This is a genomic window from Paenibacillus sp. FSL L8-0435 (assembly GCF_037965655.1).
Lineage (GTDB): Bacteria > Bacillota > Bacilli > Paenibacillales > Paenibacillaceae > Paenibacillus.
In genome coordinates, this window is sequence record NZ_CP150185.1 from 1 (window position 1) to 14,024 (window position 14,024).

The window sequence follows — 14,024 nt, forward strand, 5'->3', positions numbered from 1 at the left end:
GTGGACAGCCATACTTCTGATTTATGGCAGCAAATTTTATCAATCATACAAAACAAACTCAGCAAACCCAGCTTTGACACCTGGTTCAAAGCAACCAAAGCGACCAAGCTGAATGACCGTTCAATCGTCATTTCCGCACCAACCACGTTTGCCGTCGAATGGCTGGAGAGCCGTTACACCAAATTGGTTGGCTCGACGGTATACGAGCTGCTTGGCAAGCAAGTCGATGTGAAATTTGTCATCGAAGAGAACAAGCCTGTTGAACCGGATCCGCAACTGCCAGCACCAACGCCTACAGTTGTCCAGGAAGAAGCGGTACTCAGCATGCTGAATCCGAAATATACGTTCGATACATTTGTCATCGGGCCGGGCAACCGTTTTGCCCATGCCGCATCGCTGGCGGTCGCTGAAGCGCCCGCCAAAGCTTACAACCCTCTCTTTCTGTATGGAGGGGTAGGTCTCGGTAAAACTCACTTGATGCATGCGATCGGACATTATGTTCTGGAGCATGATCCGGGCAGCAAAGTCGTTTATTTGTCGTCTGAGAAATTCACGAACGAATTCATTAACTCGATCCGTGACAACCGCGGGGAGAGCTTCCGTAACAAATACCGGAGCGTCGACATTTTGCTCATTGATGATATTCAGTTCTTGGCGGGAAAAGAATCGACACAAGAGGAATTTTTCCATACGTTTAATGCGCTGCATGAGGAACGGAAGCAGATTATCATCTCCAGCGACAGACCACCGAAGGAAATTCCGACACTGGAAGAACGTCTTCGTTCTCGCTTTGAATGGGGGTTAATTACGGATATCCAGCCTCCAGATTTGGAGACGAGGATTGCAATTTTGCGTAAAAAGGCACGTGCGGAAAACTTGGATATTCCGAATGAAGCGATGATGTACATTGCCAACCAGATTGACACCAACATCCGTGAACTGGAAGGCGCCCTGATTCGGGTCGTTGCTTATTCTTCACTGACTAATCAAGATGTAACCACTCATCTGGCAGCTGAAGCACTGAAGGATATTATTCCGTCCAGTCGTCCCAAAATGATCACTATTCACGACATCCAACAAAAGGTCGGCGAGTATTATAGCCTTAAACTTGAAGATTTCAAAGCACGGAAACGGACCAAGGCAGTTGCTTTTCCAAGACAGATTGCCATGTATCTCTCTCGTGAACTGACAGACTTTTCTCTGCCCAAAATTGGGGAAGCATTCGGAGGACGAGATCACACCACTGTCATACATGCTCACGAAAAGATCTCCCAAGCGATTAAAAACGATCAGGATCTCTATAAAGTTATCAACAACTTAACCGAAAAAATTAAGAATCCAACCTGAACAAGTCCCAAGCCTATGCACAACGTATACACATGTGGATAGGCTTGGGTGTACGGGTTTATACCCACTTATCCACATATTCAGTGCCCCTATTACTATTATTACTAAAAAGATCTTAAAGATATCATCTCCAAAATAGCCATTTCGGAGCTTAGCCTTCGGCCTTGAAAAACACCTTTAAACACCCCAACACCCAAAAAAAATCAGCTAGGAGTGAAACCATGAAAATCAGCATAATGAAAAACTACTTAAACGATTCCATACAGCAAGTATCCAAAGCGATCTCAAGCCGTACAACGATTCCGATTCTGAGCGGTATCAAATTCGACGTGAATCATCAAGGTGTAACGTTGACAGCAAGTGACACCGATATATCCATTCAATCCTTCATCCCGCTTGAAGATGGGGATAAAAGCGTAGTTCAGGTAGATCAACCCGGCAGTGTAGTTTTGCCAGCCAAGTTTTTCGTGGAGATTATCAAGAAGCTGCCATCACAGGAAGTACACATGGAAGTCAAAGAGAACTTCAACACCTTTATCTCCGCAGGTGCTACCGAGATTCAACTGGTAGGTCTTGATCCGGAAGAATTCCCGGTACTGCCAAGCATCGAAGAAAACCAAACGGTCTCCATTCCAGGAGATTTGCTGAAAAATATGATCAAACAAACGGTCTTCTCCATTTCCACACATGAGACTACTCCAATCCTGACAGGTGTACTCTGGAGTTTGGGTGACAACGAATTGAAATTTGTGGCAACAGACCGTCACCGTCTTGCTACTCGATCAGCAATGCTGGATAATGCAGAAGGTATCCGCTTCAACAACGTGGTCATTTCCGGTAAAACGCTGAACGAGCTCAGCAAAATTGTTCCGGATCAAAATACCCTTGTGGATATCGTTGTTGCAGATAACCAGGTCCTGTTCAAAATCGACCGTGTATTGTTCTACTCCCGTATTTTGGACGGAACATATCCGGATACTTCTAGAATTATTCCAACGTCATACAAAACAGAACTTGTTTTAGATACAAAAAAATTAAGTGAATCCATTGACCGGGCTTATTTGCTGTCGCGTGAAGAGAAAACAAACATCGTGCGTATGCAGACGATGGATTCGGGATCCGTTGAAATTTCTTCAAGCTCTTCTGAGCTAGGTAAAGTAAGAGAAGAAATCGAACCTGCCGAGTTTACAGGAGATCCGTTAAAAATCTCGTTCAACTCCAAATACATGCTGGATGTGCTGAAAGTTGTTGAAAGTGAGCAGCTGATGATCGCTTTTACAGGAGTCATGAGTCCAATTATCTTGAAACCGCTGGATGACAGTCACAGCCTTTACGTGATATTGCCATATCGGACGACCAACTAACGAAAGGAAGATCACAGTGAACCAAGTTACGATTCGTACGGAATATATTAAGCTTGATCAATTTTTGAAACTGGCTGATTGCATCCCAACTGGAGGTATGGCCAAAGCTCTGCTTCAAGAAGGACTTGTACGTGTGAATAAAGAGCCTGAGGAACGTCGGGGACGGAAGTTATACCCTGGGGATATCGTTGAAGTGGACGGAGAAGGCACATTCGAAGTTGCTGCAGAATAAGAAGACCAGTTCGATCCTGCTGCCTCCTGACGGACGGGATAAAAGGGAGGTTACCGCGTGTTTGTGAACAGCATTGATCTGCAGAATTTCCGCAATTATGAACATCTGAGACTGGATTCTTTTGGTCCCGTAAACTTGTTGATCGGGCAAAATGCCCAAGGCAAGACCAATCTTGCAGAGGCGATTTTTGTACTCGCACTCACCAAAAGCCACCGTACATCCCGTGACAAGGAACTGATTCGTTTCGGTGAGGAACGTGCCAGACTTGCAGCAGAGGTCGACAAAAAGTACGGATCGGTCAAGCTTGAACTATCTTTGTCGCAACAAGGCAAAAAAGCAAAGATTAACGGCTTGGAGCAGCGCAAGTTAAGTGATTTTGTCGGAGCGCTCAATGTTGTGATGTTTGCACCGGAGGATCTGGAGATTGTAAAAGGCACACCGGGGGTCCGCCGCCGGTTTCTTGACATGGAGATCGGACAGGTTGCACCAGGCTACCTGTATCACCTGCAGCAATATCAAAAAGTGCTCGTACAACGAAATAATTTGCTTAAGCAGTTATGGGGAAAAGGGGCATCAGCCCAGACCATGCTTGAGGTGTGGAACGAGCAATTGGTGGAGCACGGTGTTAAAATCGTCAAAAAAAGGAAACAATTCATAAAGAAACTGCAAAAGTGGGCAGAAACGATTCATCAGGGGATCACCGGAGGCGGAGAAGTCTTGCGGCTGGCCTACCTTCCTTCCTTCAGCGAAGCCGCTGAGGAACATGAAGCTGTCTTAATGGACCAATTTATGATAAAATTATCACAAATGAAAGAGCAGGAGATTCGCCGAGGCACAACCCTTAGTGGGCCGCATCGGGATGACCTGTCCTTTTTCATTAACGATCGGGAAGTACAAACATATGGCTCGCAGGGGCAGCAGCGCACAACGGCGTTGTCCCTTAAACTTGCGGAAATTGAACTGATTCATGAAGAAATCGGAGAATATCCAGTTCTGTTGCTGGATGATGTTCTGTCTGAGCTGGACCCTTTTCGCCAGACGCAGCTGATCGAAACGTTCCAGAGCAAGGTGCAAACCTTTATTACGGCTACGGGGATCGAGAGCCTGAACGTTGACAAGCTCAAAGATGCCAGTATTTATCACGTTCATGCCGGACAGGTTGAACGCTAAGGAGTGAGGGCTTATGTACATTCATCTGGGCGGTGAGAAGATCATCCGTTCTTCCGAATTGGTCGCTATTTTTGATATATCGATTGAAAAATCCTCAAAGATCTCCAAGCAGTATGTCACGCATGCCGAGCAGGAAAAAACCGTGGAACATATCGGCGAAGAGGAAGCCAAGTCCATTGTGGTGACCAAAAACATTGTGTACTACTCGCCTATATCCTCAGCCACGCTGAAGAAGCGGGCTCACATTTTTCCGGATCTCTAGCATTGTATGGCATAAAAGATATCTCTTTTGCTGCTTGTCTTTAAATTTGGATAGCTGGCTGAAATGAAGGACGTTGCCTATTTCAGCAAACATTATTAGTTAACGCATATTTACGATATTGAATCTATAGAAGTAGGTGAAAGGCATGTCTATGAATCAACCGTCATATGATGCGAATGAAATTCAGGTCCTTGAAGGATTGGAAGCCGTACGGAAGCGTCCGGGCATGTATATCGGTTCCACCAGTTCCAAGGGCCTGCATCATCTGGTCTGGGAAGTAGTGGACAACAGTATTGACGAAGCGCTTGCAGGTTACTGCGACCACATTGAGGTCAGTATCCATGAAGACAATAGCGTAACTGTCGTCGATAACGGACGGGGTATTCCTGTCGGCGAACATACCAAAATGAAACGTCCTGCACTTGAGGTAGTTATGACTGTCCTCCATGCAGGGGGAAAATTTGGCGGCGGCGGATATAAAGTATCTGGTGGTTTGCATGGTGTTGGTGTGTCCGTTGTGAATGCACTCTCTGAAAAAGTGGTTGTAACGGTTAAACGTGAGGGACATATCTATCAACAGGAATATCGCCGTGGAGCTCCACAGTACGACCTGAAAGTGATCGGTACAACCGATGAAACAGGAACAACGGTTAGATTCCATCCGGACCCAGAAATTTTCACGGAAACAAGAGTTTATGAATATGACATCTTGCTGGCCCGTATTCGTGAGCTGGCGTTCCTGAACAAAGGTATTGGTCTTACACTGACGGATGAGCGTACAGGTGCAACCAACTCATTCCTGTACGAAGGCGGCATTATCGAATACGTCTCCTTCCTCAACCAGAAGCGTGAAGTACTGCATGAGAATCCAATTTACGTTGAAGGTTCCAGAGATAACATCCAGGTGGAAGTTGCTCTGCAATACAATGACAACTACACCGAGAATATCTATTCCTTCGCCAACAATATCAACACCCATGAGGGTGGAACGCATGAATCAGGTTTCAAGAGTGCCCTTACGCGGATTATCAATGATTATGCCCGTAAGGCAGGGGTAATCAAGGACAGCACGGGGAACCTTTCCGGGGATGACGTGCGTGAAGGCTTGACAGCTATTATTTCGGTCAAGATTCCAGAACCGCAATTTGAAGGACAGACCAAGACCAAGCTGGGCAACAGCGAAGTGCGTGGGATTGTCGAATCATTGTTTGCCGAGAAGCTGCAAGAGTTCCTGGAAGAGAATCCTTCCGTATCCCGTCGCATTTTGGAAAAAGGACTGCAAGCAGCACGTGCGCGTGAAGCTGCCCGTAAAGCCCGTGAACTGACACGTCGTAAAGGTGCACTCGAAGTAAGCTCACTTCCAGGTAAACTGGCAGACTGTTCATCCAAGGATGCTTCAATCAGCGAATTGTACATCGTCGAAGGTGACTCTGCAGGCGGATCAGCGAAGCAAGGCCGGGATCGTCATTTCCAAGCGATTTTGCCGCTGCGTGGTAAGATTTTGAACGTGGAAAAAGCCCGTCTCGACCGGATCTTGGGTAATGCGGAGATTAGAGCAATTATTACGGCAATGGGTACAGGTATTGGTGATGACTTTGATATTGCCAAAGCACGCTATCACAAAATCATTTTGATGACCGATGCCGACGTCGATGGTGCTCATATCCGAACACTATTGCTGACATTCCTGTATCGGTATATGCGCAAAATCATTGAGGCAGGTTATGTATATATTGCACAACCGCCATTGTTCAAGATTGAGCGTAACAAAGTGATTCGTTATGCCGGTTCCGAGAAAGAGCGTGATGAAATTATTGCAACGCTCGGCGAAAATGCAAAATTCAACGTTCAGCGTTACAAAGGTCTTGGCGAGATGAATGCCGGACAATTGTGGGAAACGACGATGGATCCGGAGAGTCGGACCATGATGCAAGTATCGATTAATGATGCCATCCTTGCTGATACCATGTTTGACACCCTGATGGGGGATAACGTTGAACCCCGTCGTGACTTTATCCAGGAAAATGCAAAATACGTGAAAAACCTCGACATTTAACATATTCAAAGAGGCGCCTGAGAGGGCGCCTTTTTTTATATTAGGGAAAGTATGGAACAGATAAGTCGTATACTTAGACTTCCGTATCCCTTTGTTATCTGCGTACACGTTTTTTGGCAGACGAAGCCTGTGCTTTAGGGGATGGACGGGAGCTCTTACCCTTTTTGGAGGGCAAACGACCGTACGCAATGGCATAACGTTTGATCTTCCGGTATGCCTCCTTGTCCGGTAATAAGCCAAAGGCATAAATGCCTGGCAGTGTGTTGACTTCAAGAATCCAGGGACGCCCTGCTTCGTCTAGTGCAATATCAATACCGATCTCTTTGAGCCTTGGAAATGATGTTTGCAACTGCACAGCGGTATGAATACCTAAGCGGTACAGCTCAGTACGAAGTTTTTTGAAGCCATCCTGGTGAAGATGGGGGAGTACGAGTTCTTCATACGTGGCCAATCGTCCACCACCATGAATGTTGGTGATGATTTTGCCCGGGGCAGCTACACGTCCCAAAATACCTGTTGTTTCCCAGTTGTGTTGCAGATTTTTCTGAGTTAACACACGCAAGTCAAAAGGTAATTCTCCATGCTTCATCAGCGAGATTCCCTGTTGAATGATATAATCACGTTCCTGAATGCGATCATTCAGTGCTCGTTCGAGTTCGTCTAGGGAATGAAATGATCTCTCCTCTGTACCGTATTGGAGATGATATGTTGTTGTGAGATAGGTAGCTCTGGAGATAACAGCACTTGCTTCGGGTTCATCAGGCAGGCTCCGATCATTGGTTTCTTCCGGAACCTCTGCATCTGTGGTGGAATCCTCGGAATGAACGACAGGTTCGTATAGACGGGTTGTTTTCACCCGCATGACCCCATTACCGTAAGTACCACGGTCCGGTTTGATATAGTTGGACTCAAATAACTCAGTCATTCGTTCCAGAGTTTGACGGCTATATTTTCGGGTCACTGGGATATATTCATTCACAATGCGACTGCGTTGTAACACAGCTGTTTTGGCCCATTTGCTGGAGACGCGTTGGATACCCAAGATTCATCAGTCCTTTCATGTTTTGTTCAGTTCTAAAGAGGGACAGACACGGAGAAATCAAAGGACAAGAGACGATTTCAGTGGTATAATAGAGAAATATGACGTTTTGTGCGATGAGCTGCACAATTTGCAGTTTGGTCGTAGGACGGGAATAGCTTTAGCCTCTGTAGGCACAGTACATATGCCGTTTTTCTAGCATTGTATGTGCAATTGGGGAGGAAGGCAGGGCGTATCCCCAGACACGCAGAAGTTCCCGGAAGAAAGGCTATTGCCCAGCGGACGTTTAATTGTGTAACTTTTGTGAAAGTAATATAATAAAGAGTAGCGTTCTTGCGCGGTTTTAGCCTTGTTAGGCTTTTCACATATAATCAATTTTTTTGCATGACGGAATGGAACGTTTGTTGAAGGACAAGAAGGAGGTCCAGCATGGCGGAAGAAATGAACTCTCAGATTACAGATCGGGATATAGGCGTCGAGATGCGTGAATCGTTTATGGATTATGCGATGAGCATCATCGTTAGCCGTGCCTTACCTGACGTGCGTGATGGATTGAAGCCGGTTCACCGGCGTATTCTGTACGCGATGTCAGAGCTCGGCATGACACCCGATAAACCACATAAAAAATCAGCCAGAATCGTCGGCGAAGTTATCGGTAAGTATCACCCACACGGTGACTCTGCTGTTTACGAGACGATGGTACGGATGGCACAGGATTTCTCCCTGCGTTATATGCATGTAGATGGACATGGTAACTTTGGATCAGTCGATGGTGATATGGCCGCAGCCATGCGTTACACCGAAGCACGTTTGTCCAAGATTGCTATGGAAATGCTCAGAGATATCAACAAGGATACAATTGATTTCCAGCCGAACTATGACGGTGAAGAACATGAGCCAATCGTTCTGCCTGCTCGTTTTCCTAACTTGCTTGTCAACGGGGTCGGCGGAATCGCGGTAGGTATGGCCACCAATATTCCTCCTCATAATCTGGGTGAGGTCATTGATGGTGTACAGGCCATGATTCAAAATCCGGACATTACATCCATGGAGCTCATGGATTACATTCAAGGACCAGACTTCCCTACGTCCGGCTACATTTTGGGCCGTTCAGGCATTCGCCAGGCGTATCAGACCGGACGTGGTTCAGTAACGATGCGGGCCAAAACCAACATCGAAGAGAATAACAACAAGGCGAGAATTATCGTTACGGAGCTGCCTTATCAGGTAAACAAGGCGAGACTCGTTGAGAAAATCGCCGAGTTGGTACGTGATAAGAAGATTGATGGCATTACTGACCTTCGTGATGAGTCTGACCGTAATGGTATGCGGGTTGTAATTGAGCTTCGCAGAGACGTGAATCCGGGGGTTGTCCTGAACAACTTGTACAAACATACATCGATGCAATCCACTTTCGGTATTAACATGCTTGCGATTGTTAATAAAGAACCTAAAATCCTGAACTTGCGTGAAGTGTTGTATCACTACCTGCAGCATCAGATTGAGGTTATTCGCAGACGTACACAGTTTGAACTGAAAAAGGCTGAAGCTCGTGCACATATTCTAGAAGGTTTGCGTATTGCACTGGATCATATCGACGAGATTATTACGTTGATTCGTTCATCCAGTAATGCGGATGCAGCCAGAGAAGGTTTGATTGAGCGCTTCTCACTCAGTCACGATCAGGCTCAAGCTATTCTCGATATGCGTTTGCAACGCCTCACAGGTCTGGAACGCGAACGTATTGAAAATGAATATAACGAACTGATGGTCAAAATCAGAGAGTATCGCGAAATTCTGGCCAACGAGCACCTTGTACTTGAGATTATCAGTACAGAGCTGCAAGAAATTCGTGATCGCTTCAGCGATGATCGTCGTACGGAGATCACTGTAGGTGAAGAAAGTATTCTGGATGAGGACCTGATTCCACGTGAAGAGGTTATCATTACGATTACTCATACAGGCTACGTGAAACGTCTGCCGGTATCCACATACCGCAGCCAGAAACGTGGTGGACGTGGGGTCGTGGGTATGGATACGAAAGATACCGACTTTGTCGAGCATCTGTTTGTGACCAACTCTCACAACTACCTCATGTTCTTCACCGACAAAGGTAAAGTGTATCGTCTCAAAGCTTACGAGATTCCAGAGCTTGGACGTACCGCACGGGGAACGCCGATTATCAACCTGATCCAGATCGAGCAGGGCGAATCGGTCAATGCCGTAATTCCGGTTCAGGAATTCGAAAGTGACAGATACTTGTTCTTTGCTACCCGCCAAGGGGTTGTGAAGAAGACGCCACTTGAGGATTACACCAATATTCGCAAAGGCGGCTTGATCGGTATTTCCTTACGTGATGATGACGTTCTGATCGATGTTAAGCTGACCGATGGATTGCAAGAGATCATCATGGGTACAGCTCACGGAATGTCTATTCGATTCTCGGAAGGTAACGTACGTTCCATGGGACGTAGCGCAACCGGAGTTAAGGGGATTACATTGGATGCACAGGATGCTGTTATCGGCATGGATGTAGTTGATAAAGAGCTTGATGTTCTGATCGTTACAGCCAAAGGTTACGGTAAACGTACACCTGTCAGTGATTATCGGATGCAGACTCGTGGCGGTAAAGGGATCAAGACTATTAATGTCACAGAGAAGAACGGCTCAGTCGTCAGCCTCAAAATGGTTAAAACCGAAGAGGATCTGATGATTATCACGTCTAGCGGTACGTTGATCCGGATGAGCATGGAAGGCATATCCACTATGGGTCGATACACGCAGGGTGTGAAGCTGATTCATATTCGTGATGAGGATTCAGTGGCTACAGTCAGTCGAATTGACAAAAATGAAGAGGAACCAGACGATGAGTCGCTTGAAGGCTTGGAAGGCGAGGAGTCCCAAGCTCCAGTAGTAAGCTTGGAAGAAGGCACCGTTTCTGACGCTGACGTTAATGAAGTTGAAGGCGACGACGATTCCGGTTCGGAAGCATAAAATAGAATTTTATAAAGACCAATCTCTTGAGATTGGAAGAAGATTGTGAGGGCTCCCGGTGGGAGCCCTTTTGTTTGTATAAAGGAATCTCTTCTTTTATTCTTACGAATCTGGGATGTACAGCCTGATTCCTGAGTAATATAATGGGAAATATCATGAAAAACCGGGACTATGGTCTTGTTTGTTATTAACATAGAAGAACGATGAGTGAGGGGAATATACATGGGATTAATCACCCTGTCAGAGGTCAAACCAGGACTCAAACTTGGGAGTGATGTGCAAACACTTCGCGGCAACGTTCTGCTTCAGAAGGGAAAAGTCATTTTACCCAAGGACATGGAAGTGCTCAGAGCCTTTATGATTCAACAGGTAGATATTGAACAAGAAAGATTGGGGTCGAGTAGTACAGGCAGCAAAGGTGCATCTGTGTCAGCAGGAAGTTCTGCCAATGACAACAATGGTGAACGGGCAGGGAAGACAGGGAACGTCACTACAGCTCCTGTAGTAACGTCTTTGCAGGATGAGTATGAGAAGATGGTCGGACTAACGAAAAATGCTTTCCTGTCCTCTCTGGCGGCCGAATTACCGGTCTATGAGTTACGTACACAGTTGGAGTCTGTGTTTGCACATCTCAAACAATATAATGTGCTTACCTTCACTCCACGAGTAATACAAGAACATGATTATGTATATCACCATGCCGTACTGAGTGCAATCACATCCTATCAACTGGCACAATGGATTGATCTCCCCTCCAAGGATTGGATGCAAGTGGCCTTTGCAGGCTTGTTCCATGATATTGGTAACAACAAGGTAGATCCGCAGATTCTCCATAAACCATCCACGTTGACCGCTGCAGAGCAGGAAGAGATTCGTCAGCATACGAAATATGGGTATCAGATCCTTAAACAAGCAAAGGCCATTAATGAGGGAGCCAGGCTTGCAGCTTTGCAGCATCATGAAAAAGTGGATGGATCAGGCTACCCGTTGCAGCTTAGTGGGACGCAGATTCATATTTATGCCAAGATTGTAGCTATCGCTGATATTTTCCACGCCATGACGCTGGAGAAGATCTACCGCAAGGCTCAATCACCATACCTAGTCCTAGAACAGATCCAAAGTGAGGCATTTGGGAAGTTGGATCCTGCAATTGTAAGAGTATTTGTTCAACGGTCAACCCAGATCCATAATGGCATCCGAGTAAAACTCAGCAATAACCAGATTGGTGAGATCGTATTCTCTGATCGAGATCATCCTACACGGCCTATGGTGTCAGTAGAAGGAAACATTATTAACCTGATGCAGCAACGGCAGCTTCACATCCAAGAGGTTATCGGATAACAATAGATATTAAAGTAACTTGATGAGAGGGCCTTTCTTTTATAGAGAGGCTTTTTACGTGAGATAAATGTGGAAGTGTAGAAAAAACAGAAAGATTGTAGAGTTATATATAATTACTCGAAAAAAGACTTGCAATGTAAATCTGTACATGGTATATTCTAATTCCGGCCAAGAAAACACAGTTTACACGGTGCGGCAAGCGAATGAAATAAGCTTCGAAAGAAACTTAAAAAAAGAGCTTGCAAAGTTGGTTCGGATGTGATAAGATATAAAAGTTGCTGAGGAGAACAACGCTCGGTAACAAAATAAGTTTGATCTTTGAAAACTGAACAACGAGTGAGTAAACATTCTGCTTGCAGAATGAACGCGAAAGTTAGAGACAAGCCTTGGCTTGGATCGACTGGAGCACAAATGAGATTTTTAATCTCGTCAGATTCAAAATGAGCTTATCGCTCTTTTCAATACTTTATTGGAGAGTTTGATCCTGGCTCAGGACGAACGCTGGCGGCATGCCTAATACATGCAAGTCGAGCGGAGTTGATAGGAAGCTTGCTTCCTTGATACTTAGCGGCGGACGGGTGAGTAACACGTAGGCAACCTGCCCTCAAGTTTGGGACAACTACCGGAAACGGTAGCTAATACCGAATAATTGTTTTCTTCGCCTGAAGGAAACTGGAAAGACGGAGCAATCTGTCACTTGGGGATGGGCCTGCGGCGCATTAGCTAGTTGGTGGGGTAACGGCTCACCAAGGCGACGATGCGTAGCCGACCTGAGAGGGTGATCGGCCACACTGGGACTGAGACACGGCCCAGACTCCTACGGGAGGCAGCAGTAGGGAATCTTCCGCAATGGGCGAAAGCCTGACGGAGCAATGCCGCGTGAGTGATGAAGGTTTTCGGATCGTAAAGCTCTGTTGCCAGGGAAGAACGCTTGGGAGAGTAACTGCTCTCAAGGTGACGGTACCTGAGAAGAAAGCCCCGGCTAACTACGTGCCAGCAGCCGCGGTAATACGTAGGGGGCAAGCGTTGTCCGGAATTATTGGGCGTAAAGCGCGCGCAGGCGGTCATTTAAGTCTGGTGTTTAATCCCGGGGCTCAACCCCGGATCGCACTGGAAACTGGGTGACTTGAGTGCAGAAGAGGAGAGTGGAATTCCACGTGTAGCGGTGAAATGCGTAGATATGTGGAGGAACACCAGTGGCGAAGGCGACTCTCTGGGCTGTAACTGACGCTGAGGCGCGAAAGCGTGGGGAGCAAACAGGATTAGATACCCTGGTAGTCCACGCCGTAAACGATGAGTGCTAGGTGTTAGGGGTTTCGATACCCTTGGTGCCGAAGTTAACACATTAAGCACTCCGCCTGGGGAGTACGGTCGCAAGACTGAAACTCAAAGGAATTGACGGGGACCCGCACAAGCAGTGGAGTATGTGGTTTAATTCGAAGCAACGCGAAGAACCTTACCAGGTCTTGACATCCCTCTGACCGGTACAGAGATGTACCTTTCCTTCGGGACAGAGGAGACAGGTGGTGCATGGTTGTCGTCAGCTCGTGTCGTGAGATGTTGGGTTAAGTCCCGCAACGAGCGCAACCCTTATATTTAGTTGCCAGCACTTCGGGTGGGCACTCTAGATAGACTGCCGGTGACAAACCGGAGGAAGGTGGGGATGACGTCAAATCATCATGCCCCTTATGACCTGGGCTACACACGTACTACAATGGCCGGTACAACGGGCTGCGAAATCGCGAGATGGAGCCAATCCCAACAAAGCCGGTCTCAGTTCGGATTGCAGGCTGCAACTCGCCTGCATGAAGTCGGAATTGCTAGTAATCGCGGATCAGCATGCCGCGGTGAATACGTTCCCGGGTCTTGTACACACCGCCCGTCACACCACGAGAGTTTATAACACCCGAAGTCGGTGGGGTAACCGCAAGGAGCCAGCCGCCGAAGGTGGGATAGATGATTGGGGTGAAGTCGTAACAAGGTAGCCGTATCGGAAGGTGCGGCTGGATCACCTCCTTTCTATGGAGAATCGTTTCCCGAGTGGAAACATTCAAAACTGCAGCTTAGCTGCAAAACACTCACTCGTTGCTCAGTTTTGAGAGCTCAAACTCTCAAAACAGCTTGCTTTTGCATGGAGCTTGTTCTTTGAAAACTAGATATCGAAACGAAACAAACGCGAATTAGAACATTCCTTTTTAGCTGAACTTGTGTTAAACAAG

General features: G+C 46.6%; 9 protein-coding genes and 1 rRNA gene. 9 read left to right on the top strand and 1 reads right to left on the bottom strand.

What is annotated here, in order from left to right; genetic code table 11:
- From dnaA to gyrB, 6 genes are all read left to right on the top strand, one after another.
- Window positions 1-1,347 (top strand): chromosomal replication initiator protein DnaA, encoded by a 1,347-nt coding sequence (gene dnaA / locus NST33_RS00005; protein WP_062327668.1) that lies wholly within the window; start codon window positions 1-3, stop codon window positions 1,345-1,347.
- 221 nt (window positions 1,348-1,568) lie between these two features.
- Window positions 1,569-2,711, top strand: coding sequence for a DNA polymerase III subunit beta (gene dnaN, locus NST33_RS00010; protein WP_017691408.1), 1,143 nt, complete (start codon window positions 1,569-1,571; stop codon window positions 2,709-2,711).
- Between the two features lie 16 nt (window positions 2,712-2,727).
- Window positions 2,728-2,943 carry a S4 domain-containing protein YaaA gene (gene yaaA, locus NST33_RS00015; RefSeq protein WP_036611994.1) on the top strand — a complete coding sequence of 72 codons (216 nt, stop codon included), beginning with the start codon at window positions 2,728-2,730 and terminating at the stop codon, window positions 2,941-2,943.
- Window positions 2,944-3,000: 57 nt separating this feature from the next.
- Window positions 3,001-4,113 carry a DNA replication/repair protein RecF gene (gene recF / locus NST33_RS00020; RefSeq protein ID WP_339306334.1) on the top strand — a complete coding sequence of 371 codons (1,113 nt, stop codon included), beginning with the start codon at window positions 3,001-3,003 and terminating at the stop codon, window positions 4,111-4,113.
- A 13-nt stretch (window positions 4,114-4,126) separates the two neighbouring features.
- Complete coding sequence (locus tag NST33_RS00025) at window positions 4,127-4,375, top strand: extracellular matrix/biofilm biosynthesis regulator RemA family protein (RefSeq protein ID WP_017691405.1); 249 nt, start codon at window positions 4,127-4,129, stop codon at window positions 4,373-4,375.
- Between the two features lie 145 nt (window positions 4,376-4,520).
- Window positions 4,521-6,431: a DNA topoisomerase (ATP-hydrolyzing) subunit B gene (gene gyrB / locus NST33_RS00030; RefSeq protein WP_076216622.1), complete on the top strand. Its 1,911-nt coding sequence runs from the start codon at window positions 4,521-4,523 to the stop codon at window positions 6,429-6,431.
- Window positions 6,432-6,525: 94 nt separating this feature from the next.
- On the opposite strand, the gene NST33_RS00035 is transcribed toward gyrB, so the two are convergent.
- Window positions 6,526-7,473, bottom strand: a complete 948-nt coding sequence (locus NST33_RS00035; RefSeq protein ID WP_339306337.1) for a YheC/YheD family protein — start codon at window positions 7,471-7,473, stop codon at window positions 6,526-6,528.
- 426 nt (window positions 7,474-7,899) lie between these two features.
- Between NST33_RS00035 and gyrA the strand changes: the two genes are divergently transcribed.
- From gyrA to NST33_RS00050, 3 genes are all read left to right on the top strand, one after another.
- On the top strand, window positions 7,900-10,464 hold the full coding sequence (gene gyrA, locus NST33_RS00040; RefSeq protein ID WP_339306339.1) for a DNA gyrase subunit A: 2,565 nt from the start codon (window positions 7,900-7,902) through the stop codon (window positions 10,462-10,464).
- Window positions 10,465-10,686: 222 nt separating this feature from the next.
- Window positions 10,687-11,805 carry an HD-GYP domain-containing protein gene (locus NST33_RS00045; protein ID WP_221820264.1) on the top strand — a complete coding sequence of 373 codons (1,119 nt, stop codon included), beginning with the start codon at window positions 10,687-10,689 and terminating at the stop codon, window positions 11,803-11,805.
- A gap of 466 nt (window positions 11,806-12,271) precedes the next feature.
- Window positions 12,272-13,824, top strand: a 16S ribosomal RNA gene (locus NST33_RS00050).
- The last annotated feature ends 200 nt before the right edge of the window (window positions 13,825-14,024 follow it).

What these genes read in the sequence shown, in the direction of transcription:
- NST33_RS00045 (WP_221820264.1), top strand. Translation starts at nt 10,687, where the DNA reads ATGGGATTAATCACCCTGTCAGAGGTCAAACCAGGACTCAAACTTGGG.
- gyrB (WP_076216622.1), top strand. Translation starts at nt 4,521, where the DNA reads ATGTCTATGAATCAACCGTCATATGATGCGAATGAAATTCAGGTCCTT.
- NST33_RS00025 (WP_017691405.1), top strand. Translation starts at nt 4,127, where the DNA reads ATGTACATTCATCTGGGCGGTGAGAAGATCATCCGTTCTTCCGAATTG.
- dnaN (WP_017691408.1), top strand. Translation starts at nt 1,569, where the DNA reads ATGAAAATCAGCATAATGAAAAACTACTTAAACGATTCCATACAGCAA.
- gyrA (WP_339306339.1), top strand. Translation starts at nt 7,900, where the DNA reads ATGGCGGAAGAAATGAACTCTCAGATTACAGATCGGGATATAGGCGTC.